At 73.1% G+C, this 25,795-nt stretch carries 22 protein-coding genes and 1 pseudogene; 16 read left to right on the top strand and 7 right to left on the bottom strand.

Annotation, left to right across the window (positions count from 1 at the left end; genetic code table 11):
- Positions 1-57: 57 nt before the first annotated feature.
- Complete coding sequence (locus OG990_RS22705) at positions 58-756, bottom strand: DUF3515 family protein (protein ID WP_406077077.1); 699 nt, start codon at positions 754-756, stop codon at positions 58-60.
- Positions 757-990 carry an Lrp/AsnC ligand binding domain-containing protein gene (locus tag OG990_RS22700; RefSeq protein ID WP_013284547.1) on the bottom strand — a complete coding sequence of 78 codons (234 nt, stop codon included), beginning with the start codon at positions 988-990 and terminating at the stop codon, positions 757-759.
- 153 nt (positions 991-1,143) lie between these two features.
- Here OG990_RS22700 and OG990_RS22695 point away from each other — a divergent pair, with 153 nt between their 5' ends.
- Together OG990_RS22695 and OG990_RS22690 are read left to right on the top strand one after the other, a co-directional pair.
- Positions 1,144-2,076 (top strand): thiamine-phosphate kinase, encoded by a 933-nt coding sequence (locus tag OG990_RS22695; protein ID WP_406081852.1) that lies wholly within the window; start codon positions 1,144-1,146, stop codon positions 2,074-2,076.
- Positions 2,077-2,105: 29 nt separating this feature from the next.
- Positions 2,106-2,567, top strand: coding sequence for a GNAT family N-acetyltransferase (locus OG990_RS22690; protein ID WP_406077076.1), 462 nt, complete (start codon positions 2,106-2,108; stop codon positions 2,565-2,567).
- A 24-nt stretch (positions 2,568-2,591) separates the two neighbouring features.
- On the opposite strand, the gene OG990_RS22685 is transcribed toward OG990_RS22690, so the two are convergent.
- Both OG990_RS22685 and rpmB read right to left on the bottom strand, forming a co-directional pair.
- Positions 2,592-3,848 carry an ATP-grasp domain-containing protein gene (locus OG990_RS22685; protein WP_406077075.1) on the bottom strand — a complete coding sequence of 419 codons (1,257 nt, stop codon included), beginning with the start codon at positions 3,846-3,848 and terminating at the stop codon, positions 2,592-2,594.
- A gap of 178 nt (positions 3,849-4,026) precedes the next feature.
- Positions 4,027-4,218, bottom strand: coding sequence for a 50S ribosomal protein L28 (gene rpmB / locus OG990_RS22680; RefSeq protein ID WP_007456456.1), 192 nt, complete (start codon positions 4,216-4,218; stop codon positions 4,027-4,029).
- Positions 4,219-4,508: 290 nt separating this feature from the next.
- Between rpmB and OG990_RS22675 the strand changes: the two genes are divergently transcribed.
- Together OG990_RS22675 and recG are read left to right on the top strand one after the other, a co-directional pair.
- On the top strand, positions 4,509-6,122 hold the full coding sequence (locus OG990_RS22675) for a DAK2 domain-containing protein (RefSeq protein ID WP_406077074.1): 1,614 nt from the start codon (positions 4,509-4,511) through the stop codon (positions 6,120-6,122).
- Positions 6,119-8,317: an ATP-dependent DNA helicase RecG gene (gene recG / locus OG990_RS22670; RefSeq protein WP_406077073.1), complete on the top strand. Its 2,199-nt coding sequence runs from the start codon at positions 6,119-6,121 to the stop codon at positions 8,315-8,317. The genes OG990_RS22675 and recG overlap by 4 nt, the downstream gene beginning before the upstream one ends.
- A gap of 161 nt (positions 8,318-8,478) precedes the next feature.
- Here the strand turns inward: recG and OG990_RS22665 are convergent, their stop codons facing one another.
- Positions 8,479-9,987 (bottom strand): cell wall anchor protein, encoded by a 1,509-nt coding sequence (locus tag OG990_RS22665; protein ID WP_406077072.1) that lies wholly within the window; start codon positions 9,985-9,987, stop codon positions 8,479-8,481.
- A 307-nt stretch (positions 9,988-10,294) separates the two neighbouring features.
- On the opposite strand from OG990_RS22665, the gene rsmD reads away from it, so the two are divergent.
- From rsmD to OG990_RS22620, 9 genes and pseudogenes are all read left to right on the top strand, one after another.
- On the top strand, positions 10,295-10,858 hold the full coding sequence (rsmD, locus tag OG990_RS22660; protein ID WP_406077071.1) for a 16S rRNA (guanine(966)-N(2))-methyltransferase RsmD: 564 nt from the start codon (positions 10,295-10,297) through the stop codon (positions 10,856-10,858).
- On the top strand, positions 10,855-11,337 hold the full coding sequence (gene coaD, locus OG990_RS22655; RefSeq protein WP_074317724.1) for a pantetheine-phosphate adenylyltransferase: 483 nt from the start codon (positions 10,855-10,857) through the stop codon (positions 11,335-11,337). Before rsmD ends, coaD begins: the two co-directional genes overlap by 4 nt.
- A gap of 256 nt (positions 11,338-11,593) precedes the next feature.
- Entirely contained in the window at positions 11,594-12,091 is a 498-nt protein-coding gene (locus OG990_RS22650; RefSeq protein ID WP_386989818.1) for a hypothetical protein, read from the top strand.
- 110 nt (positions 12,092-12,201) lie between these two features.
- Positions 12,202-12,765, top strand: a complete 564-nt coding sequence (locus OG990_RS22645; RefSeq protein ID WP_328424481.1) for a YceD family protein — start codon at positions 12,202-12,204, stop codon at positions 12,763-12,765.
- Between the two features lie 5 nt (positions 12,766-12,770).
- Positions 12,771-12,944: a 50S ribosomal protein L32 gene (rpmF, locus tag OG990_RS22640; RefSeq protein ID WP_030335284.1), complete on the top strand. Its 174-nt coding sequence runs from the start codon at positions 12,771-12,773 to the stop codon at positions 12,942-12,944.
- 114 nt (positions 12,945-13,058) lie between these two features.
- The gene (locus tag OG990_RS22635) at positions 13,059-14,045 is read left to right on the top strand and encodes a phosphate acyltransferase PlsX (protein ID WP_328424483.1); all 987 of its coding nucleotides are present in this window, start codon (positions 13,059-13,061) and stop codon (positions 14,043-14,045) included.
- A pseudogene (gene rnc, locus OG990_RS22630) lies at positions 14,042-14,761 on the top strand (ribonuclease III); the annotation flags it as partial. The gene OG990_RS22635 and the pseudogene rnc, both read left to right, overlap by 4 nt.
- A gap of 343 nt (positions 14,762-15,104) precedes the next feature.
- Positions 15,105-15,962: a bifunctional DNA-formamidopyrimidine glycosylase/DNA-(apurinic or apyrimidinic site) lyase gene (gene mutM, locus OG990_RS22625; RefSeq protein WP_355606019.1), complete on the top strand. Its 858-nt coding sequence runs from the start codon at positions 15,105-15,107 to the stop codon at positions 15,960-15,962.
- 232 nt (positions 15,963-16,194) lie between these two features.
- Complete coding sequence (locus tag OG990_RS22620; protein ID WP_406077070.1) at positions 16,195-18,414, top strand: MMPL family transporter; 2,220 nt, start codon at positions 16,195-16,197, stop codon at positions 18,412-18,414.
- 88 nt (positions 18,415-18,502) lie between these two features.
- Here OG990_RS22620 and OG990_RS22615 read toward each other — a convergent pair whose 3' ends face one another.
- Positions 18,503-19,348, bottom strand: a complete 846-nt coding sequence (locus OG990_RS22615) for an endo alpha-1,4 polygalactosaminidase (protein WP_406077069.1) — start codon at positions 19,346-19,348, stop codon at positions 18,503-18,505.
- A 120-nt stretch (positions 19,349-19,468) separates the two neighbouring features.
- Positions 19,469-20,626 (bottom strand): CAP domain-containing protein, encoded by a 1,158-nt coding sequence (locus tag OG990_RS22610; RefSeq protein ID WP_406077068.1) that lies wholly within the window; start codon positions 20,624-20,626, stop codon positions 19,469-19,471.
- A gap of 370 nt (positions 20,627-20,996) precedes the next feature.
- Here OG990_RS22610 and OG990_RS22605 point away from each other — a divergent pair, with 370 nt between their 5' ends.
- From OG990_RS22605 to OG990_RS22595, 3 genes are all read left to right on the top strand, one after another.
- Positions 20,997-21,191 (top strand): hypothetical protein, encoded by a 195-nt coding sequence (locus tag OG990_RS22605; protein ID WP_007456482.1) that lies wholly within the window; start codon positions 20,997-20,999, stop codon positions 21,189-21,191.
- 369 nt (positions 21,192-21,560) lie between these two features.
- Positions 21,561-25,175 carry a chromosome segregation protein SMC gene (gene smc / locus OG990_RS22600; RefSeq protein ID WP_328424491.1) on the top strand — a complete coding sequence of 1,205 codons (3,615 nt, stop codon included), beginning with the start codon at positions 21,561-21,563 and terminating at the stop codon, positions 25,173-25,175.
- Positions 25,175-25,795 (top strand): HAD-IA family hydrolase, encoded by a 621-nt coding sequence (locus OG990_RS22595; protein ID WP_328424493.1) that lies wholly within the window; start codon positions 25,175-25,177, stop codon positions 25,793-25,795. The genes smc and OG990_RS22595 overlap by 1 nt, the downstream gene beginning before the upstream one ends.

The raw sequence follows: 25,795 nt of genomic DNA, 5'->3' as shown, positions 1-25,795 counted from the left end.
GCCAGTACGACGACGGGGCCGGCCGTGTTTCCGCTCGGGGGCCGGACGCCGGTCGGATCAGGCCCGGCAGCCGGCGGGGATGGCGCCCCCGGAGGGCACCGATGCCACGACCGCGTCGGAGAGCGGCGACACCCACTGCAACGGCTGCTCGTACGAGAGTGGAACGCGCACCGTCACCGGCGTCTCCCGGTCGACCGTGGTGAGCACGGTCGCGTCGCCCTGCACGACCGGGTGCCAGCAGACCGAGTTCACCCGCCAGACCTCGTCGGTGGCCGGGAAGGCCGGCTCGGTGCCGCCGCAGGCGACGGTGAGCGCCGGGTCGCCGTACGCGGCGTTCTGCTCCGGGCCGGCGGTGACCGGGCGCTGGGTCAGGTCGCGGATGCTCTGCGGCAGTTGGGAGAGCAGGGCGCGGCAGACCGTGGCCGGGCGGGCGGCCAACGCCGGGGCGGCCATCTCGACCGGGGCGGTGGACTGCACCCGGGCGGTGGTCGCGGAAGGGCTGGGCGCGGCGGCCGGATCGGCCGGGGAGAGCTTGGCGAAGGCCAGCACGGCCACCAGCAGCGTGACCGGCAGCGCGATCAACGTGGCCAGCAGGGCGGCGCCGCGAATGGTCCGGTCCCGGCCGGCCGGCGCGTCCGTGGCCGGCTCGGCCGGCTCGCGGATACCGTCAGCCGGCCCGGTCCCGTCGGCCACGTCACGCGTCGCGTCGGACCCGTCGCCGTCGAGTGCGGAGGAGGAGGGCCTGATCTCGTCCACTTACAGCCGCACCACCGAACACGTGAGGGTGCGGGTGATGCCGGGCACCATCTGCACCTTGCTGACGATGAGTTTGCCGAGCTCGTCGACGGTGTTCGCCTCGGTGAGGACGACCACGTCGTACGGCCCGGTGACGGCGTCGACGCGCACCACGCCGGCAAGGTCCGCGATGAGACCGGCCACGTCACGTGCCCGGCCGACCTCGGTCTGGATGAGGATGTACGCCTGTACCACGACTCGACCTCCGTCCGTCGCCGCCCCGGGGCGGCCCGAAGGGTGAAACTACCTTACGGACCAGGTCTGATCCCTATCGGTGGTCAAGGAGAAGCAGTGAGCGAGCGCGGCGGAGCCGGGCAGAACGGGCGGAACGCCGGCAGTGGCGCCAGCGTGGCCGGGATCGGCGAGTTCGGGTTGATCGGGCGGATCACCGCCCGGCTGCCGTCCGGGCCGATGACCCTGCTCGGCCCAGGGGACGACGCGGCGGTGGTGGCCGCCCCGGATGGCCGGGTTGCGGCCTCCACCGACGTGCTGGTCGACGGGCGGCACTTCCGGCGGGACTGGTGCTCGGCGCGGGACGTCGGGCATCGAGCGGCGGCGGCCAACCTGGCCGACATCGCGGCGATGGGCGCCACCCCGACCGCCCTGTTGGTCGCCCTCTGCATGCCCGCGGACCTGGAGACCAGCTGGGCCGAGGAGTTGGCCGACGGGCTGGGCGCCGAGGCGGCCACGGTCGGCGCGAGCGTGGTCGGCGGGGACATGTCGTCCAGCCCCACCCTGACCATCGCGGTCACCGCGTTGGGTGACCTCGGTGGCCGCCCGCCGGTGGTGCGCTCCGGCGCCCGCCCCGGCGACGTGCTGGCCCTGGCCGGCCGCATGGGGTACGCGGCGGCCGGACTGACCGTGCTCACCCGCGGCTTCCGCACCCCCCGGCTGCTGGTCGAGGCGTACCGGCGGCCGGAGGTGCCGTACTCGGCCGGGCCGCAGGCCGCCCGGCTCGGCGCCACCGCCATGATCGACGTGTCGGACGGGTTGCTCGCCGACGTCGGGCACGTGGCGGCGGCCAGCGGGGTGGCGATCGACGTGCGCCGGGACGCGTTCGAGGTACCCCGGCAGATGGCCGACGCCGCGCAGGCGCTCGGCGTCGACCCGTACACCTGGATCCTGGCCGGTGGCGAGGACCACGCGTTGGCCGCGACCTTCCCCCCGGCGGTCGCGTTGCCGCCGGAGTGGCGGCCGATCGGCCTGGTCACGGCCGGTGCCGGGGTCACCGTCGACGGGGCGGCCTACGACGGCCCGCGCGGTTGGGACCACTTCCGGTGAGGCTCCAGGCCCGTCGTACGCTGGATACCGTGAGTGAGATCGAGATCCGGGTGGCGCGGTTCGACGCGCCGGTGGCGCAGCAGTTGATCAGTGCCGCGCTGGCCGACCTCGGTGCCCGCTACGGCGGCACCGGCGACGACACCCCGGTGGACGCGACCGAGTTCGAGCCGCCGGACGGCGCCTTCCTCATCGCCTTTCTGGCCGGCGAACCGGTCGGCTGCGGCGGCTGGCGCAGCCACGGCGCGGACACCGCGGAGCTGAAGCGGATGTACACCGCCCCGGTGGCCCGTGGGCGCGGTGTGGCCCGGACGGTGCTGGCCGCCGTCGAGCGCTCGGCCCGCGAGCAGGGCCGCAAGCGGATGGTCCTGGAGTGCGGGGACAAGCAGCCCGAGGCGATCGCCATGTACACCTCCGCCGGCTACGACCAGATCCCGAACTTCGGCTTCTACAAGGACGCGGAGGGCTGCGTCTCCTTCGGCCGCACCCTCTGACCCGACGGGCGCGGGCGGCGGTGCTCAGCCGGTGGTGATCCGGATCCCGCCGGCTGCCCGGGCGGCCGCGCCGGTCGCCTCCGCCGGGTCGGTGCCCCAGGCCAGCACCTGGCCGCTGCGCCGCACCGACGAGGTGACCTCGGCCACCTGGTCGCCCACCGCCACGCCCACCCCGACGTCCAGCACACCGGGCACCCGACGGGCTGCGCGTACCCCGTCCACGGCGGTGACGGTGCCCGGCGGGGCGAGCAGAAACTCCACCGCCGCCGCGCCGGACGGCCGCGCCGGCAGGTCCGGGCGTTCCCCGCGCAGGGTCCGCAGGTACGCCGCCACGAACCCGCACTCGTAGGCGACCGAGATCAGCGCGGTGATCAGGTCACCGGGCAGCCGGGCGGCGCACTCCACCAACGCCGGGCCGTCGGCGGTACGGATCCACTCGCTGTGCAGCACGCCGGTGCGGAAGCCAGCGGCGCCGGCCAGCCGGGCCGCCACGTCGAGCAACTCCCGCCGGGCATCCTCGGGCAGCGCGGACGGCACGGTGTGCCCGGTCTCGACCGGACGCCCACCGGCCAGCACCCGCTTGTCCGTGACGTTGCCGAAGCGCACCTCGCCGTCGGCCACCAGCAGCTCCACGCTGTGTTCGGTGCCGATCAGCACCTGCTCGGCGAGGACTGCGGTCGGCAGGCCACGGCTGGTGGTGTCGGGGGAGGTCTCCGGGTCGGCGCTGGCGGCCCACGCGGCGGCGACCAGGGCCGGATCGGGGACGATCTGCACGCCGAGGCTGCCGGCGCGGCGGGTCGGCTTCAACACGCACCGCCCACCCTGTCGGTGGGCGAACGCGGTCGCCTCGGCGGCGGTGCCGACCAGCGCGAACGCAGGGTTGGTCAGGCCGGCCGCCGCGGCGAGCAACCGCATCCGGTGCTTGTCGGTGAAGATCTCGGCGGCCTTGACGCCGGCACCGGGCAGGCCGAGCGCGTCGGCCAGCCGAGCCGCGGCGAGCACCCCGTACTCCTGGCCGGGCACCACCAGCCGCGCGGCGGTCAGCCCCGGTTCCCGGGCGAGCAGCGCCGCCGGGTCCAGGTCGGTCTGGTACTCCGCGGCCACCACCCGGGAGACGAACGGCAGCGCGGCGCAGTGCCGGTCGAGGTCGCGGCGGCGGATCAGGTCGGGTTCCTCGACCACCACCACGCTGCCGGTGGGCAGCAGTTCGCCGAGCCCGCGCAGCAGGTCCAACGCGGCGCCCACCATGACCATCTCGTCCCGGCCCAGGTCCAGCTGCACCCGTCACCCCTCCGCCCGCGCCGGACCGGACGGCCGGCGCAGCGCGACCCTAACCGGACGGCGGCCCGGGTCGGCAGCCGCGTCGCGTACTCGTCAGCGACCCCGCGCGGACACGACAGAGCCGGCGGACCACAGGGGTCCGCCGGCTGAGCCGTACGAGAAGGTGGGTGCTACCGCGTCAGGCGCGGGTGACCTTGCCGGCCTTGATGCACGAGGTGCAGACCTGCAACTTCTTGGTGTTGCCGCCACCGGCCGGGGTACGCACCGACTGGATGTTCGGGTTCCAGCGGCGGTTGGTCCGCCGGTGCGAGTGGGACACGTTGTGGCCGAAGCCCGGTCCCTTGCCACAGACGTCGCACACGCTAGCCACGGGATACTCCTGGGATTGAAACGTTCATGAGGTCGCCGGCAGGTGCTGCCCGGGCAACCTGGTCAGGTTACCCGATGACCCGCCGACCCGGCGAACCGGCCCGGTCGGGCGACCGCCCGCGCCCCAGCCCGCAGGTGGTGCTGGGCACTTCCGCCGTCTGGTGGGCCGGTCCGGCGGCAACGGTACCGGAAGCCCTGACCACCGGCGCCAGGATCACCGCCGGTCCGGCGGCGACCGGACACGCCGGACGAGTCCGACGGGTGTCGGCGTGCGCCAGTAGGCTTCTGGCCGTGCTGGACACCCTCGACGCCGCCGCGGTCCGCCGCTGGTGCGCGAGCGGGCTGGCTGCGCTGAAGCGCCACCAGGGTGAGATCGACCAGCTCAACGTCTATCCGGTGCCTGACGGCGACACCGGCACCAACCTGGTGCTCACCCTCACCTCGGCCCAGCAGGCTCTGGCGATGGACCTGGACACCCTCCCAAACAGCGGGCCGACCGCGCACGGGCACGCGTTGCGGCTGATGGCCCAGGGCGCGCTGCTCGGCGCACGCGGCAACTCCGGGGTGATCCTGTCGCAGATCCTGCGCGGCTTCGCCGACGCGGTCGTCGCCGTGCCGGCGGTGCGCGGCCGGGAGTTGGCCACCGCGCTGCGGTCCGCCACCGCCGCCGCGTACACGGCGGTCGCCCGGCCGGTGGAGGGCACCCTGCTCACCGTGGTCGGCGCGGCCGCTCTCGCGGCCGAGCGCACGGACAGCGACGACCTGCCGGCGGTGGCCCGGGCCGCGGCGCGGGCGGCGGCCGAGGCGCTGGCCCGGACCCCGGAGCAGCTGCCGGCCCTGGCCCGCGCCGGCGTGGTCGACGCAGGCGGCCGAGGGCTCTGCGTGCTGCTCGACGCCCTGGTCGAGGTGCTCACCGGGGAGGTCGCCGCCCGGCTCGCGCCGGCGCCGCGCTCCGCCCGGCCGGCGGCCACCGTTGCCCGGGAGACAGGCTCCGACGAGTACGCCTACGAGGTGCAGTTCCTCCTCGACGCCGACGCCGAGGCGGTGGCCGGGATGCGCCAGGCGCTGAACGCACTGGGGGATTCGCTGGTCGTCGTCGGCGACGGGCGTGAGCCGGAAGGCACCTGGAACGTGCACGTGCACGTCAACGACGTGGGTGCGGCGGTCGAGGCGGGCGTCGCCGCCGGTCGCCCGTACCGGATCTCGGTGACCCGCTTCGCCGACCAGCCGGAGCCGTCCCTCGGCCCGGCGACGGACGGCCGAGCCGCCGTGGTGGTGGCCACCGGCGTCGGGATCGCCGGGCTGTTCGCCGCGGAGGGCGCCACCGTCGTGCCGGGCAACCCGTCCACCGGCGAGCTGTTGGACGCGGTGCGCAGCACCGGCGCGGCCCGGGTGGTGGTGCTGCCCAACGACCCGAACACCGAGGCCGTGGCGAGCGCGGCGGCCCGCGAGGCACACCGGTACGGCATCAAGGTGAGCGTGGTGCCGACCCGCTCGCCGGTCCAGGCGCTGGCCGCCCTCGCGGTCCGCGACGGCGCCCGCCGCTTCGAGGACGACGTGATCGCGATGGCCGAGGCGGCCGGCGCCTGCCGCTACGCCGAGGTCTGCCACGCCAGCCGGGAGGCGCTGACCGTGGCCGGCCCCTGCCGCCCTGGCGACGTGCTGGCGCTGGTCGAGGGGGAGGTGCACCTGATCGGCACCGACCTGACCGACACCTGCGCGGCCGTCGTCGACCGGATGCTCGGCGGCGGCGGGGAACTGGTCACCCTGCTGGCCGGGGTGGACGCGCCGGCCGGGCTCACCGATGCCGTCCGTGCGCACGTCGCGCGGCGCTGGCCGTTCGTCGAGGTGCAGGCGTACCCCGGCGGCCAGCCGTATTATCCGCTCCTGGTGGGAGTCGAATGAGCGAGCCGGCCACGGTGGACACTCCGTTGAAGAAGCTGGTCGGGGACAAGACGGCCAAGGCGTTGGCCGCTCACCTCGACCTGCACACTGCGGGTGACCTGGTCTACCACTTCCCGCGCCGCTACGACGAGCGCGGCGAGCACACCGACATCCGCTCGCTGGACGTCGGTGAGCAGGTCACCGTGATGGCCCAGGTGCAGCGCACCGCGGTGCGCCCGATGCGCCAGCGCCGGGGCAACCTGCTGGAGGTGACCGTCGGCGACGGCTCGGGCGGTTTGCTGACGCTGACCTTCTTCGGCAACCAGGCGTGGCGCGAACGGGAGCTGCGTCCGGGCCGGTGGGGGCTGTTCGCCGGCAAGGTCACCGAGTTCCGGGGCAAGCGTCAGCTCAACGGTCCGGAGTACGTCCTGCTCGGCGAGGGCGGCGAAGGCGAGGCGGCGCTCAGCGACGAGATCGAGGAGTTCGCTGGCGCGCTGATCCCCGTCTACCCGGCCGCGGCGGCGGTGCCGACCTGGGTGATCGCCCGCTGCGTGCGGGTCGTGCTGGACACCTTCACCCCGCCGGAGGATCCGCTGCCGGCCACCGTGCTGGCCAGCCGCAACCTGGTCGGGCTGGGCACCGCGCTGCGGGAGATCCACCGGCCGACCAGCAAGGAGGAGCTCTACCGGGCGCGGCGGCGGCTCAAGTGGGACGAGGCGTTCGCCGTCCAGGTGACCCTGGTGCAGCGCAAGCACCGGGCCGCTGACTGGCCGGCCCGGCCCCGTCCGGCACGCGCCGGTGGGCTGCTGGACGCCTTCGACGCCCGGCTGCCGTACGAGCTGACCGCCGGTCAGCGCGACGTCGGCGTGGAGATCGCCGCGGACCTGGCCGCCCCGCACCCGATGCACCGGTTGTTGCAGGGCGAGGTGGGTTCGGGCAAGACGGTGGTGGCGCTGCGGGCGATGCTCCAGGTGGTCGACGCGGGCGGGCAGGCGGCTCTGCTGGCGCCCACCGAGGTGCTGGCCGGTCAGCACCACCGCGGCATGCTCGACCTGCTCGGGCCGCTCGGGCGGGCCGGCGAGCTGGATTCCGCCGACAACGCCACCCGGGTGGAGCTGGTCACCGGCTCGCTGGGCGCGGCGGCCCGCCGCCGGGCGCTCGGCGAGGTGGCCAGCGGCGCCGCCGGGATAGTGCTCGGCACCCACGCGCTGCTCTACGAGGGGGTGGACTTCGCCGACCTCGGTCTGGTGGTGGTCGACGAGCAGCACCGCTTCGGGGTGGAGCAGCGTGACGCGCTGCGGTCCAAGGCAGACCAACCGCCGCACGTGCTGGTGATGACGGCCACCCCGATCCCGCGCACGGTGGCGATGACCGTCTACGGCGACCTGGAGGTCTCCACCCTCTCCCAGCTGCCCCGGGGTCGCTCGCCGATCGCCTCGCACGTGGTGCCGGCCGCCGAGCGACCGGCCTTTTTGGATCGGGCCTGGCGCCGGCTGCGCGAGGAGGTGGCCGCCGGCCACCAGGCGTACGTGGTGTGCCCGCGCATCGGGGAGGGCCCGGCGTCGGAGGAGGAGCCGCCGCCGGTGGACGACAACGGGCGCCGGCCGCCGCTGGCGGTGACCGAGGTGGCACCGCTGCTGGCCGAGGGGCCGCTGAACGGTTTGCGGATCGGGGTCTTGCACGGGCGTCTGCCGGCCGACGAGAAGGACGCGGTGATGCGGTCCTTCGCCGCCGGTGACCTGGACGTGCTGGTGGCGACCACGGTGGTCGAGGTCGGTGTGGACGTGCCGAACGCGACCGTGATGATCGTGCTGGACGCCGACCGGTTCGGTGTCTCCCAACTGCACCAGCTCCGAGGCCGGGTCGGTCGAGGTGCCGCCGCAGGGCTCTGCCTGCTGGTCAGCGAGGCGGCCGAGGGGTCGTCGGCCCGGGAGCGGCTGGACGCGGTCGCGTCCACCAGCGACGGCTTCAAGCTCGCCGAGCTGGATCTGGAGCAGCGCCGCGAGGGCGACGTGCTGGGCGCCACCCAGTCCGGACGCCGCTCGCACCTGCGGCTGCTGTCCCTGCTGCGCGACGCCGACCTGATCCGCGACGCCCGCGCCGAGGCGATCGCCCTGGTCGAGGAGGACCCGGAGCTGACCCGGCATCCGGCGCTGGCCGCGTCAGTCACCGCCCTGGTCGACGAGGACCGCGCGGAGTACCTGGAAAAGGGCTGACGTCCGGTCCGGCCGTGGCGGTTCGAGCCGCTCCGCAGCAAGTGCTCACGGGACGCATGGCACGCGCGTCCACCGGCCCGGCGATGCCGTCGATGACGGGGAACGGCCGAGGGCGCGCCGACCGGATGGTCGACGCGCCCTCGGTTTCAGCGCAGTTCAGATCAGGCGGTGAAGGTCACCCGACGCCGCCGAGCGATGACGAAGAGCACCGCGCCCGCGATCAGCAGAGCGATCGCGCCAGCGGCGATGCCGCCCGCCGCCGCGCCGGTGACCGGGAGGCCCGGCTCGTCGCCGCCCCCGCCACCGCCGCCGCAGTCCTGCTCCGGCGTGTAGACCGCCTCCATCTCGAGGTCCAGGTCAGGCAGGGCGACCAGAGCGGTCTCGGCCTTGCTGGCCTTGAAGGTCACCTTCTCCGACCCGCCGGCCGCGACCGTCCGGGTCTCGGTCTTGTCGCCGTAGGTGAACGTCGCCTTGACCGGCAGGCCACCCTCGGGGTTGGTCACGGTGAGCGTGAAGTTCTTGCAGTCGGCCTCGGTGGTCACGACTGGCAGCGGGCAGTCCTCGGGGCGCTGCCACGAGTACGTGCCGTTCTCGATCACCTTGCCGTCGACCAGCACCTCGATCTTGCCGGCGTCGGCGGCCGGAACCACGATGCTGTTGTCGGCCTTGCCGGCCGCGACGGAGACCTTCTTGGAGAAGCCGTTCTCGCCCTTGACCTCGAACTCGACCGGGTACTTGCTGATCTTGCCGTCGTTGCTCAGCGAGACGGCCACCGAACCGTCGCAGGCGGAGGTGAAGGTCGTGGCGGGGGTGGTGCAGCTCTTGTCGCCGCCGTTGTACCAGCCCTGCGGTCCGCTGGACCGGTTACCCGGGGCGCCCGGCGAACCCAGCTTCTTGTTGTCGTACCGCTTGCCACCCTCGACCAGCGGGTCGATGACCTGCTCCGCGTCGCCCCAGATCAGGTCGACCTGGGTGTGGCAGTCCGGGATCTCGACCTTCAGGTCGATCTCGGTCTGGGTGCCGCCGATCCAGTCGCTGTCCGGCGTGCCGTACACGTACTGCGGGGTGGCGAACTGCGGCCGCGGCGCGAAGTACGACACCAGCGTGAACCACTGCTTGCCCTCGCCGCAGAGCGGCAGGTCACCGTCGAGCTTGACGGTGGCGGTCCCCTTCGGACCGTCGAACGTGTGGCTGTACTTGGCCTTGCTGGCGTCGATGCACTTCGGCGCCGGCGTGCAGGACCTGTCGGCCGCGAGGTTGATGCTGCCCTCGTTGGTGGCCTCCTGGCCGTTCTTCTTCCACTTGCCGTGCACGACGAGCTTCGCGGTGGCGGTGTCACCGGGCACCCGCTGGACGGCCTTCACGACGCCGCCCTTGGCGATGACGTAGCCCTCCAGGGCGACCGCCTCGGCGCCTTCGACGGGCACGGTCACCGGGGTGGCCGGGGTCGGGGTCACCTTCTTGAGGGTGACGGCCTTGTCGCGCTCGCTGTTCTCCACCTTCCACGTAATCACGCGCTCGCCGGTGAGTCGATCGCAGTCGGCGGTGGCGGTGATGGTGGTGTGGTGGGCGCTGGCTGGGGCGGCCACCGCGACGGCCCCGGTGAGGCCGATGAGGGCGGCTCCCAGGACGGCCAGCGGTCGCCGGAGCGACAGCTTGGGACGGATCACGGGTACTCCTGGAGTGCTGAAGCGTCAGGGGTGTTGGCGCGGGAGCGCAGTGGACGGACGGTAACTGCACGTCCGGATGTCGGGCGCCCTCCCGAGCCGCGGGCCGACGGGTGGCCGTCGACACCCGGCAGACCCTAGCGAGATCGCCGTGAGTGATACAGCCCTCAGGATTCGTTAAGACGGATGTTATGAATGTGAGATCATTGATATACGAATAGTGATCATGTGCTCTCCCAGGCGATACCTACGGTGTCGGTCGTGGTCTCCGCCGGCTCGCGTAGCGTCGGGGTATGAGCAGGAGGAAACGGTGACCCGGATCGTGGCCGGGACGCTCGGCGGCCGGCGGATCGCCGCGCCTCCCGGCGCCGGCACCCGACCCACCTCCGACCGGGTCCGGGAGGCGCTCTTCAGCGCCGTCGAGGCCGAGGTCGACCTCAATGGCGCCCGCTTCGCGGACCTGTACGCCGGTTCCGGCGCGGTCGGGCTGGAGGCGCTCTCCCGGGGGGCCCGGCACGTCCTGCTGGTCGAGTCCGACGCTCGGGCGGCCCGGGTGATCCGGGAGAACGCGGCGGCCCTGCGGGCCGGCCCGGCCGTCCGCCTGGTGGCCAGCAAGGTGGCGACGGCGCTGGCCGCCGGCCCGGACGGTGGGCCGTACGACGTGGTCTTCGCCGACCCGCCGTACGCCGTGCCGGATGCGGAGATCACCGCGCTGCAGACGACGCTGGTCGACGGCGGCTGGCTGGTGCCTGACGCCCTGGTGGTGGTGGAGCGGTCCAGCCGCACCGGGCCGGTCGACTGGGTGGACGGGATCACTGCCGAGCGCAGTCGCCGTTACGGCGAGACCACCCTTTGGTACGGTCGCCGATCATGAGACGTGCGGTGTGTCCCGGCTCGTTCGATCCGGTCACCAACGGACACCTCGACATCATCGGCCGGGCCAGTCGGCTCTTCGATGAGGTGATCGTCGGCGTGCTGATAAACCAGTCGAAGAGTGGCCTGTTCACCGTCGAGGAGCGGATCGACATGCTCCGCGAGGTGACCGCCTCGTACGGCAACGTGCGGGTCGAGTCGTTCCGGGGGCTGCTGGTCGACTTCTGCCGCGCCCAGCAGGCGAGCGTGCTGATCAAGGGCCTGCGGGCGGTCAGCGACTTCGACTACGAGCTGCAGATGGCCCAGATGAACATCGGGCTGGCCGGGGTCGAGACGTTGTTCATGCCGACCAACCCCCTCTACTCCTTCCTCTCCTCCAGCCTGGTCAAGGACGTGGCCAAGTGGGGCGGCGACATCTCCGCCCACGTCCCCGACCCGGTCCGGGAAGCCCTCCAGTCCCGCCTCGGCCCCCGCCCGTAACCCTCCGCGCCGCCGGTCTGCAGTTGCGGTCGGTGGATCGCGCGCCCCTGCGGCGACCGGGCGGGTCCGGTCGTGGCAGTGCAAGATCGACGGGGCTGAATCGTGGGTGGTCGCGGAATGTCATGATGTCGCGACGCGCCGGGTTGGGGTGGATGGGGCAGGTGTGGGGCGGGCACGACATGATTGGTAGAGCGGGGAACCGGCCGTAGCCCGCATCATGGAGGTCGGCCGAAGAATGACAGGGAGTGAGGTACCGGTGGACCCGCTCGATCGCATCGACGAACTGATCGCCATGGTGGAGCAGGCCCGCTCCGTCCCGATGTCGCGGAACAACTGCATGGTCGACCGGGGTGAGATGATCGCGGCCCTCGACGAGGTGCGCGCCGACCTCCCCGCCGACCTGCGTCGTGCGGCCGCGCTGCTGGACGAGCGCGACAAGATCATGGAAGCCGGCAAGCGCGAGGCGGACCGGATCATCAGCGAGGGTGAGGCGGAACACGCCCGCCTGGTCTCGGTGAACGAAATCACTGTGTCGGCCGAGCACGAGGGCGCCCGGATCATCGCCGAGGCTCGGGCGGAGGCGCAGCGCCTGCGCGATGAGGTCGACGACTACGTCGACACGGCGCTGGCCAACTTCGAGCAGTTCCTCACCCGGGCGCTCGCCTCGATAGAGCGTGGCCGCGACAAGATGCACGCGCTTCGGGAGATCGGCACCTTCGGTGGGGATGAGGCCGAACGCCCGCTACCCTTTTGAGCGGCACCTCACCAGCCGACATTCTCGGGCGGGCGTCGCCCCCGGTTCGACGGTCCGGCGGTCGCCCAGGTAACCTTTTTTGTCGGCCTCTCACCGGCCGGAGTCTGACTATGCCCAAGCACTCGCCATCGACACTCGACCCCAGGTCGCCGCTGGTCCTCGACACGAGGGACCTGCCGCGCCGCCCTGGCGCGTTGCGTGAGGTCCAGCGGGTCGTGCCGGCACCGGCGGACCTCGGTGTGGAGTTGATCGGCGTGCCGGAGGGCGCGGGCCTCGACCTCGATCTGAGGTTGCAGTCGGTGTCCGAGGGTGTGCTCGTCTCCGGGACCATCACCGGTCCCATCCGGGGCGAGTGCGGGCGCTGCCTACGCGAGATCAACGAATCGATGGCCGTGACGATCCAGGAGCTGTACGCGTACGAGAACAGCACCACGGACGTCACGACCGACGAGGACGAGGTGGGCCGGATGCAGGGCGATCTGATCGACCTGGAGCCGGCGCTGCGGGACGCGTTGGTGCTCACGCTGCCGACCAACCCGCTCTGCCGGGAGGACTGCCCAGGACTGTGCCCTGAGTGTGGGGTGCACTGGGACGATCTGCCGGCCGACCACAGTCACCAGCAGATCGACCCGCGTTGGGCGGGCCTGACGCAACTGACCCGTACAGAGGAGTAAGAACCGTGGCCGTCCCGAAGCGCAAGATGTCGCGCAGCAACACCCGGTCCCGCCGGGCGAACTGGAAGGCGACCGTGGTCGCGACCGTCGCGTGCCCGCAGTGCAAGTCCCCGAAGCTGCCGCACGCCGCCTGCTCCGTCTGCGGCACCTACAACGGCCGCCAGGTTCTCGAGGTCTGACCTGGACGCCGAGTGACGCCCCCGACCCCAGGTCGGGCGGCGCGCGCACCCTGGCATTCGCCCGGTGCCCCGGCTCCCTCCGACGCCGGCCGGCCTACTCCGGTCGACGTCCCGGTGGAGCCGGGCACCGCGCGGATCGCCGTTGACCTCCTCGGCGGGGACGACGCTCCCGCCGTCGTGGTTGACGGCGCTCTGCGTGCCGTGCGCGCCGACCCCAACCTGCATCTGCTGCTCGTCGGCCCGAGTGAGGTGGCCGACGAGCTGATTGCTGCCCTCGATCCGGCCCAACGGGCCCGGATCACGGTGCGGCCGGTTCGCGACGCCGTCGGCATGGCCGACCATCCGAGCGCCGCCCGCGCGGAGAGCACCGTCCGGGCCGCTGTCACCGCCGTCCGCGACGGCACCGCCGACGCCCTGGTCTCCGCCGGTGCCACCGGCGCGACCGTCACCGCAGCCGTGCTCGGCCTCGGCCGCTGGCCGGAGATCCGCCAGCCCGCCCTGGTCGCCACCCTGCCCGCTGTCGCCGGGCCGGTCGTCCTGCTCGACGTCGGCGGCTCGCTGGAGCCCCGTCCGGCCACCCTCGCCCGGCACGCCGTGCTCGGCGCCGCGTACGCCGCGGTGGCGCACTCGATCGCCGAGCCTCGGGTCGGGCTGCTCTCCGTCGGCACCGAGGCCGGCAAGGGCGACCGGGTTCGCCGCGCCTCCGACCCCTTGCTCGCCGTCGAGCCGCTGCCCCGCGGGGCGCGCTACGTCGGCCTGGTCGAGGGGTACGACGTGGCCCTCGGCGCGCGCGCCGATGTGGTGGTCACTGACGGCTTCACCGGTAACGTGCTGCTGAAGGCGATCGAGGGCGCGTACGCGATGGCCGGCGGCCCGCCCGTCGGTGGTGTCGCCCCCCGCGCCGCCGCCCTGCTCGGAGTGGCCGGAACGGTGGTCGTCTGCCACGGCGCCGCCCGTGCCGACGACGTCGCCTCCGGCATAGCCCTAGCCGCCCACCTGTGGCGGCGGCGCGCCACTGACCTGATCTCCGCGTTGCTCGACGGCGACGCCGCGACGGACCGCACAGACCGTTCCACCGACACCGAGGTACGCACATCATGAGCAACGACAAGCGGCGGCAGGCGTCCGTCGGTCACCTGGAAGCCGCCTTCGGCGTGAGCCTGGAACCCGACCTGTTGCAACGCGCGCTGACCCACCGCTCGTACGCGTACGAGAACGGCGGCCTGCCGACCAACGAGCGGTTGGAGTTCCTCGGCGACTCGGTGCTCGGCGTGGTGATCACCACAGCGCTCTTCCACAATCACCCGGACCTGCCCGAGGGGCAGTTGGCCAAGCTGCGGGCCAGCGTGGTCAACATGCGCGCGCTCGCCGATGTGGCCCGTGGTCTGGGCCCGGACGGCCTCGGCGCGTACCTGCTGCTCGGCAAGGGCGAGGAGACCACGGGCGGCCGGGACAAGGCGAGCATCCTCGCCGACACCCTGGAGGCGCTGCTCGGCGCGATCTACCTCCAGTACGGGCTGGACACCGCCGGGATCGTCATCCACCGGCTCTTCGACCCGCTGATGGCCGAGTCGGCCGGTCGGGGCGCCGCCCTGGACTGGAAGACCAGCCTCCAGGAGTTGACTGCGGCGCTCGGGCTCGGCGTGCCGGAGTACCGCATCGAGGGCACCGGTCCGGACCACCTCAAGACGTTCACCGCCTGGGTGGTGGTGGCCGGCAACCGGTACGGCGGCGCCGAGGGGCGCAGCAAGAAGGAGGCCGAGCAGCGGGCAGCCGAGGCGGCCTGGCGGATGCTCGCCGACCAGGACGACCAGGACGACAAGGACGACAAGGACGACAAGGACGACAAGGACGATCAGGACGGCCAGGACGGCCAGGACGGCCAGGACGGCCAGGCTGGAGCGGACGGACGGACCAACCTGGACGGCTCGGCCGACCGCGAGGGGCCGATCGGGCCGATGGAGCGGGCCGCACGGGTGGCCCGGACCGAGGAGGCCGACCACGCGGCGCAGGCAATGCCCGCCGACGTCGCGGCGGAGCGGGCCAACGGCGCCGGTCCGAGCAGCAATGGCGCGGGTCCGGCCGCCGGCGGCCACGGTGCCCAGACGGCCGGCGCCGACCGGGCCGGAGCGACCGAAGGCCGTGAGACGGGGCGACGCCGTGCCTGAGCTGCCCGAGGTGGAGACCGTCCGGCTGGGGCTGGCGCAGTGGGTCACCGGCCGCCGGATCGCGTCGGTGGAGGTTCGTCACCCCCGTGCGGTCCGCCGGCACATCCCCGGCGGCGTGCACTTCGCCGACGTGCTCGCCGGCCGGACCGTGCTGGACGTCCGCCGCCGCGGCAAGTACCTGTGGCTGCCCCTGGACAGCGGCGACGCGGTGATCGGGCACCTCGGGATGTCCGGTCAGCTGCTGCTCCAGCCACCCGGCACGCCGGACGAGACCCATCTGCGGGTGCGGTTCCGGTTCGCCGACGACGGGCCGGAGCTGCGCTTCGTCGACCAGCGCACGTTCGGCGGGCTCTCGGTCAGCGAGGGCGGTGCCGAGCTGCCCGCGGAGATCGCGCACATCGCCCGCGACCCGATGGACCCGGAGTTCTCCGACGCGGCTTTCGTCGCCGCGCTGCGCCGCCGGCGGACCGAGGTGAAGCGGGCTTTGCTCGACCAGACCCTGATCTCCGGCGTGGGCAACATCTACGCCGACGAGGCGCTCTGGCGCGCCGGGCTGCACGGTGCCCGTCCCACCGACGCGCTGACCGGCCCGGCCGCGCAGCGCCTGCTCGGCCACGTCCGCGACGTGCTCGCTGAGGCGATCAAGGAGGGCGGCACCAGCTTCGACGCCCTCTACGTCAACGTCAACGGCGAGAGCGGCTACTTCGACCGGGAGCTGAACGTCTACGGCCGGGAGGGTGAGCCGTGCCGGCGGTGCGGCGCGCCGGTCCGCCGCGAGGCGTTCATGAACCGGTCCTCGTACAGCTGCCCACGCTGTCAGCCGCGGCCCCGGGGTTCCCTTCGGGGATGACCCGGAGTCGGCTCCGGGTCGGTGCCGGCGGGTCGCGGCCGACCGCTCCGGGCTGGACCCCGGCGGTTGTCCGAATCGCGGGCTGATGCCCGCCGCGCCGCCCGAGCGGTCCCTTCGATGTGGGGGGACCGGACTCCGGGGACGGCCGGGGCCGATCCCGGATGCGTCCGCCTCGTCACGTCCCTAGCGTCAGCACCGTTGACAGGGGGCTGACGTGACAGGGGGACCCGAGATGGGGACGAGACCGGTGACGGTGCGGATGGCGCGGTGGAGCGCCGAGCACCCGTGGCGGGCGATCGCGCTGTGGGCCGTGTTCGTGGCGGTGTGCTTCGTCGGTGGCAACGCCGCCGGCCTCAACGAGGCGACCAGCGGCGACCAGGCGATCGGGGAGGCGGGCCGGGCCGGCCTGATTGTGGACGCCGGCGCCTTCGAAGACCCGGCCGTGGACAATGTCCTGATCACCTCCCGGGGCGGCGCGTTGGACCCGGCGGCGGCGAAGTCGGCGGCGGACGATGCGGCGGCCCGGCTGCGTACGGTCACCGGGGTCGCCGAGGTCGGTCAGCCGGTCCTCTCCCGGGACGGCTCGGCGCTGCTGTTGCCGATCACCATGTCCGGCGACCCGGACACCGCGTCGGACCGGGTGCAGCCGCTGCGCGACGCCACCGCCACCGTGCAGGACGCGCACCCGCAACTGCGCGTCGAGCAGGTCGGTGGGCCGTCGATCGGCCAGGCCCTCGACGACACCCTGGGCAAGGACTTCAAGCGCGCCGAGCTGCTCAGCCTGCCGGTCACCCTGGCCATCCTGATCATCGCGTTCGGCGCGCTGATCGCGGCCAGCGTGCCGGTGCTGCTGGCGCTCTCCTCGGTGGCCGCCGCGATGGGTCTGTCCACCCTCGCCTCGCACCTGGTGCCGGCCACCGACACCACGGCCCCCGTGATCCTGCTGATCGGCATGGCGGTCGGGGTCGACTACTCGCTGTTCTACGTCCGCCGGGAGCGGGAGGAACGCGCCAAGGGCCGCTCCGGGCTGGACGCGGTGGAGATCGCGGCGGAGACCTCCGGGCACGCCGTGGTGGTCTCCGGCTTCGCCGTGATCATCTCGATGGCCGGGCTGCTGCTCGCCGGCGACGTGGTCTTCTCGTCGCTCGCGGTCGGATCGATCCTGGTGGTCGCGGTCGCGGTGGTCGGCTCGCTGACCGTGCTGCCCGCTCTGCTGGCCAAGCTCGGTCGCTGGGTTGACCGGCCCCGGGTGCCGCTGCTCTGGCGACTGACCGCGCCGCGCGCCGGCCGGCACGGCGAGCCTCGCTCGCCCCGGCTCTGGCCGGCGGTGCTCCGGCCCGCGCTGCGCGCTCCGGTACCGACCCTGGTCATCTCGGTCGGTCTGCTGCTCGCGCTGGCCTCCCCGGCGCTCGGCATGAAGCTGAAGTTCCCCGGCATGGAGGACCTGCCACGCACCACCCCGGCAATGCAGGCGTACGACCGGCTCACCGCCGCCTTCCCGAGCACCGGCACCAACCACGTGGTGGCGGTCCGGGCACCGGCCGAGCAGGCCGACCGGGTCCACGCCGCGCTCACCGACCTGGCCGCCCGGGCCGCCGGCGACCCGCTGTTCGCCCCCACGGAGACGGACGGCCCGAAGATCGAGGTGTCGGCCGACCGGCGGGTGTCGGTGCTGGACGTCGCCACCCCGTACGCCAGCCGTGACGACCGCTCCGTGCAGTCGCTGGAGAAACTGCGTGAGGACCTGGTCCCGGCCGAACTGCGGGACATCCCGGGCATCGAGTACGCGGTCGGCGGCGGCGTGGCCGACAGCGAGGACTACGCACAGCACATCCGGGACAAGCTGCCGCTGGTGATGGGCTTCGTGCTGGTGCTCACCTTTCTGGTCATGATGTTCACGTTCCGGTCGGTGGTGGTGGCGGCCAGCTCGATCGCGTTGAACCTGCTCTCCGCCGGTGCCGCGTACGGGCTGCTGGTGCTGATCTTCCAGGGCGACTGGGCGGCCGGGCCGCTCGGCTTCACCTCGATGGGTGCGATCGTGTCCTGGCTGCCACTGTTCCTCTTCGTGGTGCTCTTCGGCCTCTCGATGGACTACCACGTCTTCGTGGTCAGCCGGATCCGCGAGGGGATCCGGGCCGGCATGTCCAACCGGGACGCCGTGGCGTACGGGATCACCTCGTCGGCCGGCGTGGTGACCAGCGCGGCGATCGTGATGGTCGGGGTGTTCTCGATCTTCGCCACGTTGAGCACGATCGACATGAAGCAGCTCGGCATCGGCCTGGCGGCGGCGATCCTGCTGGACGCCACGATCATCCGGGGCGTGGTGTTGCCGGCGCTGATGACCATGCTTGGCGACGCGAACTGGTGGACTCCGCGCTTCCTTCGGCGGCGTCCGGCGCCCGCGCCCACCGAACCGCCGGCCCCCTCCCCAGAGCTGGTGGCGGTGCCCTGACCCGCACGTGCCGCCGGGCCGAGCCGCGACCGCGGCTCGGCCCGGCGGTGTCTCACTCACCGTCGCGCCCTTGTCGGCCCTCGAACGTTCAGGGCAGCGGGCAGGCTGCCCGCCAAGCGTCCAGCGCCCGTTCCTTGCGGATCGACGCGAAGCCGTAGCCGACGGTGGTGACGCAGAAGTTGTCGGTCGAGCCGGTGTACTCGACGTGGAAGACCGGCTTGCCGGCGTCGGCGAACGGCAGCAGCTTGGCGCACTGGTCCAGCCGGACGCACTCCTCGTTGACCGCGAAGTCGAAGTCCGGGGCCAGCGCGGCGAGCTGCGGCACGTCGTTGACCAGCCCGGGGGAGAGGTCCAGCGACCGGGCCAGCTGCGCCAGTCGGCGGTTGAACAGCAGTTGGTCGTCGAAGTCGAGCGGGAAGCCGGTGCGAGACGCGTACCCGTCGGCGTCGGCCAGCGCCACCGCGCCGAAGCCCTTGCCCCGGCAGAGCCGGAACCGGTCGGCCAGCACCGGCTCCAGCGCGTCCCACCCCCGGACGTCCAGCCACCGGCTGCCGGGCCGGCGGCCGACCGAGCCCTGTACGGCCACCGGGAACCGGCTGGCGTCCGGGTCGACCGAGCGAACCGAGCCGACGTGCACCTGGCAGATCAGCCGGCGCTCCCGGGAGCGCAGCTCGGCGGTCTGGGCGGCCGTGGTGACCACCGGGTCGAGCAGGAAGACGTCGGCGTCCACCGCCGGGTCGAGCGTGCCGCTGAGCTGCCACTGCCACTGCCAGTGGCGAGCCTGGTCGGACGGCCACGGGGTGGGCGCACCGGGCGGGGTGTGCAGGTCGACCCGGCAGCCGTACACCGGCACCACCAGGACGAGCGCGACGGCGGCCGACAGGATCCGGCGCAGCGGGCGTACGGCGGCGCGTCGCCGCGGCCGGATCCGCATCGGCAGCTCCCGGGTCGCGGGCGGCCCGTCGCCGCCCTCACCGGTACGCCGACGCCCCCACGCTCCGGCCCGACGTACCTCACCGGGTCAAACGAGCGCGGGGGCGGGAACGACGCGCGGTCAGCGCGGCGCCGCGAAGACCTGCGTCCAGTACGGACCGTTGCTGTTGGCGATGCCAACGCCGATCTCGGTGAAGGCGCAGTTCAGGATGTTGGCCCGGTGGCCCGAGCTGTTCATCCAGGCGTCCATCACGGCGGCCGGGGTCTTCTGGTTCCACGCCACGTTCTCGCCGTAGGTGCGCCAGGTGTAGCCGACCCTGTCCAGCCGGACGCCGGCGTTGCTGCCGTCGCTGCCGGTGTGCGACATGTTCTGGTGGTCGGCCTGATCCTGGCTGTGCCGTTGTGCCGCGGTCATCAGCTTGTCGTCGATGCTCAGCGCCTTGCAGCCGGCCTTGGTGCGCTCGGCGTTGACCAGGTTCACCACCTCTTGGGCCTGGGCGCTGACGGTGCCGCCGCTGGAGCCGGAGCCCGAGCCGGTGGTGGTGCTCGGCGCGCTGGTGCGCGGGGTGCTGCGCCGCGAGGCGGCGGTGGTCCGCGATGACTCCGGGGTCGGCTTGACGACCTTGCTCGGCGTCGGGCTCGGCCGCGCCGGGCTGGGCGAGCCGGTCGGGGAGGGCGCGACCAGGTTGTCGCCCACCGGCTCCTCGGTCGGCACCGCCGGGGCGGCGGCGAGGGTGTCGTCGACAGCGCTCGGCTCGCTGGCCGCGCCGTCTCCGCCGGGCAGGGCGAGCGCGCCGACGCCGAAGCTCACCACGAGGGTGGCCGCTGCGGCGGCGCCGCCGATCATCAACGGGCGGCGCCAGCGCCGCTGGGACCGGTGCCGGCCCTCGTTGGAACGGCCCGCGCCGGTCGTATCGGTCTGCCAGCCGCCGGTGGTCTCGTCGCCAGCGTCGGTGCTCCAGCCGCCGGTGGTCTCCTCGAGCGGGCGACTGGCGCGCCAGTCGCCGGTGGTCTCGTCCCCCGGTCGGTTGGCGGGCGCGTACGCCGGCCAGGCAGCGGTGGGGCCGTCGGCCAGCCCGGCGGGGGTTGCCGGTTCCGACTGCCAACGGCCGGTGGGCTCCGCGCGGTGCCACTCGTCGCCGGGTTGGTCGGGGTCGTCTCCGAACAGGTACGCCGAACGGGGTTCCGGGCGGTCGCTCAGCCAGTCCGGCTCGTCGGTCGGCCGCTCAGCGCGCCGCGGGGCGCCGTTCGGGTCCATCGGGTCGGTCCAGCCGTACACGCACTGCCTCCACGGGGTCGGTTATAGGCCGAGGTGACGCTACGACTAGCCCGCTACCTGCGGCAACGTGGCTAAGGAAGAGTTAAGGGGAAGTCGGACGCCAAGGTGCGGACTTCCGGCAATCACGGCGTACAGTAAAGGTGTCCGGACAGAGAGTGTCCGTGCCTTGAGGCAGCCCCCCGACAAGTGGACAGGTCGACGTAGAGATGATCTACGGCCTGCGAGAACTTGACGAAGGAGGGGTTTGCGGCTCAATATATAGGTGTCGCCAGTCGCGCCCGGTCATGCCCAGATACAGCTGGAATGACAGCCGCGTACAAATGGGCGCGCGTTGGCCGGCCTTTCCGGCAGCGCATATCAAGGAGTCAGCATGGCGAAGGCCCTCTACGGCCACGTAGGTGCAGCGCCCGACCGGCGTCTGCTCGACGAGGTCACCCGACTGCGTGCCAGGGTTCAGGCACTGGAGTTCGAGATCACGCGTCTGCGTGCCGACAATGATCGGCTCGCGGCGGCCGCGGCGGAGGCGGACGACCTGCTCCGTCTGGCCGAGCCGGCGCTGACCTGATCTTCGGGGTCGGAAAACTGAATCGCACCATCGCAAAAATGCGCGCCGACACCTCTGTGCCGGCGCGCAACGCTGTCCGGCTCCTATCGCGGACGACGATTTATGATCTTGTTGTTGACCGCTTGGGAACCGCGCCGACTGTTTCCGAAAAGGTGTCGGCTGGCGGGTCGATCATGAATGGTGTTTGCCTTTCTCGTCACCACCGCAACAACAGCGCGACCGGCTCGCGGTCGCTTCCCGCACTCACGACGGGTGTGACCCGGGGCGGGTCGAGTGCCCGACCGTTCCCGCCACCGGGTTAGTCTGCGGGTTCACCCAGGTCCGCGCAGCCGGCGACGGTACGGCGGCCACCGGACGAGGATCGAGAAGGTGTATCTCAAAAGCCTGACGGTCAAGGGCTTCAAGTCCTTCGCCTCCGCCACGACGTTGAAGCTGGAGCCCGGGATCACCTGCGTGGTGGGCCCCAACGGCTCCGGCAAGTCCAACGTCGTCGACGCCATCGCCTGGGTGCTCGGCGAGCAGGGCGCCAAGGCGCTGCGTGGCGGCAAGATGGAGGACGTGATCTTCGCCGGCACCGCCGGCCGGGCGCCGCTGGGTCGCGCCGAGGTCACCCTCACCATCGACAACACCGACGGCGCGCTGCCGATCGAGTACACCGAGGTCTCCATCACCCGCCGGATGTTCCGCTCCGGCGAGAGCGAGTACGAGATCAACGGCAGCACCTGCCGGCTGCTGGACATCCAGGAGCTGCTGTCCGACTCCGGCATCGGCCGGGAGATGCACATCATCGTCGGCCAGGGCCGGCTCGACGGCATGCTGCACGCCAAGCCGGAGGACCGCCGGGCGTTCATCGAGGAGGCGGCCGGAGTCCTCAAGCATCGCAAGCGCAAGGAAAAGGCGCTGCGCAAGCTCGACGCGATGCAAGTTAATCTCAACCGGCTGACCGACCTCACCGCCGAGCTGCGCCGCCAGCTCAAGCCGCTGGGCCGGCAGGCGGAGGTGGCCCGCCGTGCCGCCGCCATCCAGGCCAACCTGCGCGACGCCCGGCTGCGGCTGCTCGCCGATGACCTGGCCACCCTGCGGAGCACCCTCGATCGGGAGATCGCCGACGAGACCGCGGTGCGGGAGCGGCGCGAGCAGGTCGAGGCCGAGCACGCCGAGGTGCAGGGCCGGCTCGGTGAGCTGGAGGCCGCGCTGGCCGAGGACGCCCCGCTGCTCGCCGCCGCCCAGGACACCTGGTACAAGCTCTCCGCCCTGCAGGAACGCTTCCGCTCGATCGAACAGCTGGCCCGGGAGCGGCTGCGGCACCTGAGCACCAGCGGCGACGACGAGCGGACCGGCCGCGACCCGGACCAGCTGGAGGCCGAGGCTGAGCGGGTCCGCGAGCAGGAGGAAGAGCTGCGCGGGGCGCTCACCGACGACCAGATCCGACTGGCCGAGGCGGTGGAGCACCGCCAGGAGCTGGAACGGCAGCTCGCCGCCGCCGAACGGGAACTGGTCGCCGCCGCCAAGGCCATCGCCGACCGGAGGGAGGGCATGGCCCGGCTCACCGGCCAGGTCAACTCAGCCCGGGCCCGGACCACCAGCGCCGGCGAAGAGATCGAACGGCTCGCCGTCGCGCACGCCGACGCGCTGGGCCGCGCCGAGCAGGCGCAGGCCGACCTGGACGCGGTGGCCGCGCAGTCCACCGAGGCGGATCGGGACAACGCCGACCTGGACGCCCGGCACGCCGAGGCGGTCGCCGTGCAGGACCGGGCACAAGCCACCGCCCGGTCGCTGGCCGACGCCGAGCGGGCGGCGGAGAAGGACGCGGCCACCTGGAAGGCCCGGGAGGAGGCGCTCGCCCTGGGCCTGCGGCGCAAGGACGGCGCGGGTGCGCTGCTCGCCCGTGCCGGCGACGTGCCCGGCCTGCTCGGCAGCCTCGCCGGGCTGCTCACCGTCGCGCCCGGGAACGAGGCCGCGCTGGCCGCCGCGCTCGGCGGCCTCGCCGACGCGGTCGCGGTCAGCGGGGTGGACGAGGCCGTCGAGGCCATGCGGCTGCTGAAGATCTCCGACGCTGGCCGGGCCGGCCTGCTGGTCGGCAGCCCCGCCGGGCCGGGCATGACCGGCTCCGCCGACGCGCTGCGGCCGAAGCTGCCCGACGGGGCCCGGTGGGCACCCGACCTGGTGGAGTGCAGCGCCGAGCTGCGCCCCGCCGTGCACCGCGCGCTGCGCGACGTGGCGCTCGTCGACGATCTGGCCGCCGCCGCCGAGCTGGTTGCCGGCAACCCCGAACTGCGCGCCGTCACCCCGGACGGTGACGTGGTCGGGGCGTACGCGGCGGCCGGTGGGTCGGCCAAGGCGCCCAGCTACATCGAGGTGCAGGCTGCCGTCGAGGAGGCCCGCACCAACCGGCTCGCCGCCGAGCGCAGCGGCGCGGAGCTGCGCGACCAGCTCGTCGAGGCGCGTGCCGAGGTGACCGCTGCCAAGGAGGCCGTGCAGCACGCCGCCGCCGAGAAGCGCGAGGCGGAGAGCCACCGCAACGCCGCCGCCCGCCGGCTGGCCGAGCTGGGCGCGGCGGCCCGCTCGGCAAAGGCGGAGACCGACCGGCTCGGTGAGTCCCGGGCCCGCGCCGAGGCGGCCCGGCAGCGGGACCTCACCGCGCTCGACGAGCTGGAGGAACGGCTGCGGCTGGCCGAGGAGACCCCGGTCGACGCCGAGCCCTCGGCCGAGGAGCGGGACCAGCTCGCCGCGATGGTGCCGCAGGCCCGGCAGAACGAGATGGAGGTCCGGCTCGCGGTGCGTACCGCCGAGGAGCGCGTCTCCTCGATCGCCGGCCGGGCCGACTCGCTGGCCCGGCAGGCCACCGCGGAGCGGGCAGCCCGGGAACGTGCCGCAGCCCGGCGGGCCGCGCGCACCCGGGGCGCGGGCATCGCCCGGGCCGTCGCCGGCGGCGCCCGGGAGGCGCTCACCCGGCTCACCACCTCGATCGCGGCAGCCGAGGAGCACCGCGACGCGGTGGCCCGGGAACGGGCCGCCCGCGAGGCGGAGCTCCAGGAGGTACGCGGGGCCGCCAAGCGGTTCGGCGCGGAGCTGGAGCGGCTGACCAGTCAGGTGCACCGGGACGAGGTGGCCCGCGCCGAGCAGCGGCTGCGCATCGAGCAGCTGGAGGCCAAGGCGGCCGAGGACTTCGGGCTGGACGTGGAGACCCTGGTCGCCGAGTACGGCCCCACCCAGCCCGTCCCGCCCACCCAGGCCGACGTCGCGGCCGCCGAACGTGACGGGCTGCCGGTGCCCGAGCCGGTCCGCTACGAGCGGCCGGTGCAGGAGAAGCGGGCCGGCAAGGCGGAACGCGAACTGGCCCTGCTCGGCAAGGTCAACCCGCTCGCGCTGGAGGAGTTCGCCGCGCTGGAGGAGCGCTACAAGTTCCTCTCCGAGCAGTTGGAGGACCTCAAGGCCACCCGGCGGGACCTGCTCACCGTGGTCAAGGACGTGGACGAGCGGATCCTGGAGGTCTTCGCCAGCGCGTTCGAGGACACCGCGCGGGAGTTCGAGCAGGTGTTCACCGTGCTCTTCCCCGGCGGCGAGGGCCGGCTGATCCTCACCGACCCGGAGGACCTGCTCACCACCGGCGTCGAGGTCGAGGCCCGCCCACCCGGCAAGAAGATCAAGCGGCTGTCCCTGCTCTCCGGTGGCGAGCGGTCGCTCACCGCGGTGGCCATGTTGGTGGCGATCTTCCGTGCCCGGCCCAGCCCGTTCTACATCATGGACGAGGTGGAGGCGGCCCTGGATGACGTGAACCTGGGCCGGCTGATCACGTTGCTGGCACAGTTGCGGGAGAAGAGCCAGCTGATCGTCATCACCCACCAGAAGCGGACAATGGAGATCGCGGACGCGCTCTACGGAGTGACCATGCGCAGCGGCGTCACCCAGGTGATCAGCCAACGGCTCAACCGGGCCGACGAGGACGACCAGCGGCAGGACCGCGGCGAGGAGTACAGGTAGTGGCTCGGGAACGCGCGACGGCGCTGCTGCTGGATCTGGACGGCGTGCTGCGCCGGTTCGACCCGGCGGTGGCCGCTGGGGTGGAACGGGAGTTCGGCCTCGCCGACGGGGTGCTCACCGAGATCGCCATGCAGTGGGGGCGGCTCCAGCCGGTGCTCACCGGTCAGGTCAGTCACGCCGACTGGGTGAGCAGCGTGGCCGATGCGCTGGCCGAGCCGGCCGGCGGTCCGGACCAGGCCCGGGCGGCGGTGGAGCAGTGGCAGCGCTACCGGGGCGAGGTGGACACCGAGGTGCTCGACTTCGTCCGTGAGGTACGCGCCGCCGGGATCCGGGTCGGACTGGCCACCAACGCCACCGACCTGCTCGACGCCGACCTGGCCGCACTCGGCCTCACCGACGAGGTTGACGTGGTGGTCAACTCCTCCACGCTGGGCGTGCACAAGCCGGCACCGGAGTACTTCCAGGCGGCCTGCGCGGCGCTGGGCATCCTGCCGGCCAAGGTGCTCTTCGTCGACGACGAGGACTGGGCGATCCGGGGCGCCCGCGCGGCCGGGCTGTCGGCGCACCGCTGGGGCGGCCACGGCGACCTGCGCTACCTGCGGGCGGCGCTGGCGTACTGA

This window comes from Micromonospora sp. NBC_00858, from assembly GCF_045207365.1.
Taxonomy (GTDB): domain Bacteria; phylum Actinomycetota; class Actinomycetes; order Mycobacteriales; family Micromonosporaceae; genus Micromonospora.
Note: the sequence above shows the minus strand (reverse complement) of the source record. Positions and strands in the feature narration are given on the sequence as shown.

Coding starts and splice junctions, on each gene's coding strand:
- recG (WP_406077073.1), top strand. CDS start 6,119: ATGAGCGAGCCGGCCACGGTGGACACTCCGTTGAAGAAGCTGGTCGGG.
- coaD (WP_074317724.1), top strand. CDS start 10,855: ATGAGACGTGCGGTGTGTCCCGGCTCGTTCGATCCGGTCACCAACGGA.
- OG990_RS22645 (WP_328424481.1), top strand. CDS start 12,202: ATGCCCAAGCACTCGCCATCGACACTCGACCCCAGGTCGCCGCTGGTC.
- OG990_RS22620 (WP_406077070.1), top strand. CDS start 16,195: ATGGGGACGAGACCGGTGACGGTGCGGATGGCGCGGTGGAGCGCCGAG.
- OG990_RS22615 (WP_406077069.1), bottom strand. CDS start 19,348: ATGCGGATCCGGCCGCGGCGACGCGCCGCCGTACGCCCGCTGCGCCGG.
- OG990_RS22605 (WP_007456482.1), top strand. CDS start 20,997: ATGGCGAAGGCCCTCTACGGCCACGTAGGTGCAGCGCCCGACCGGCGT.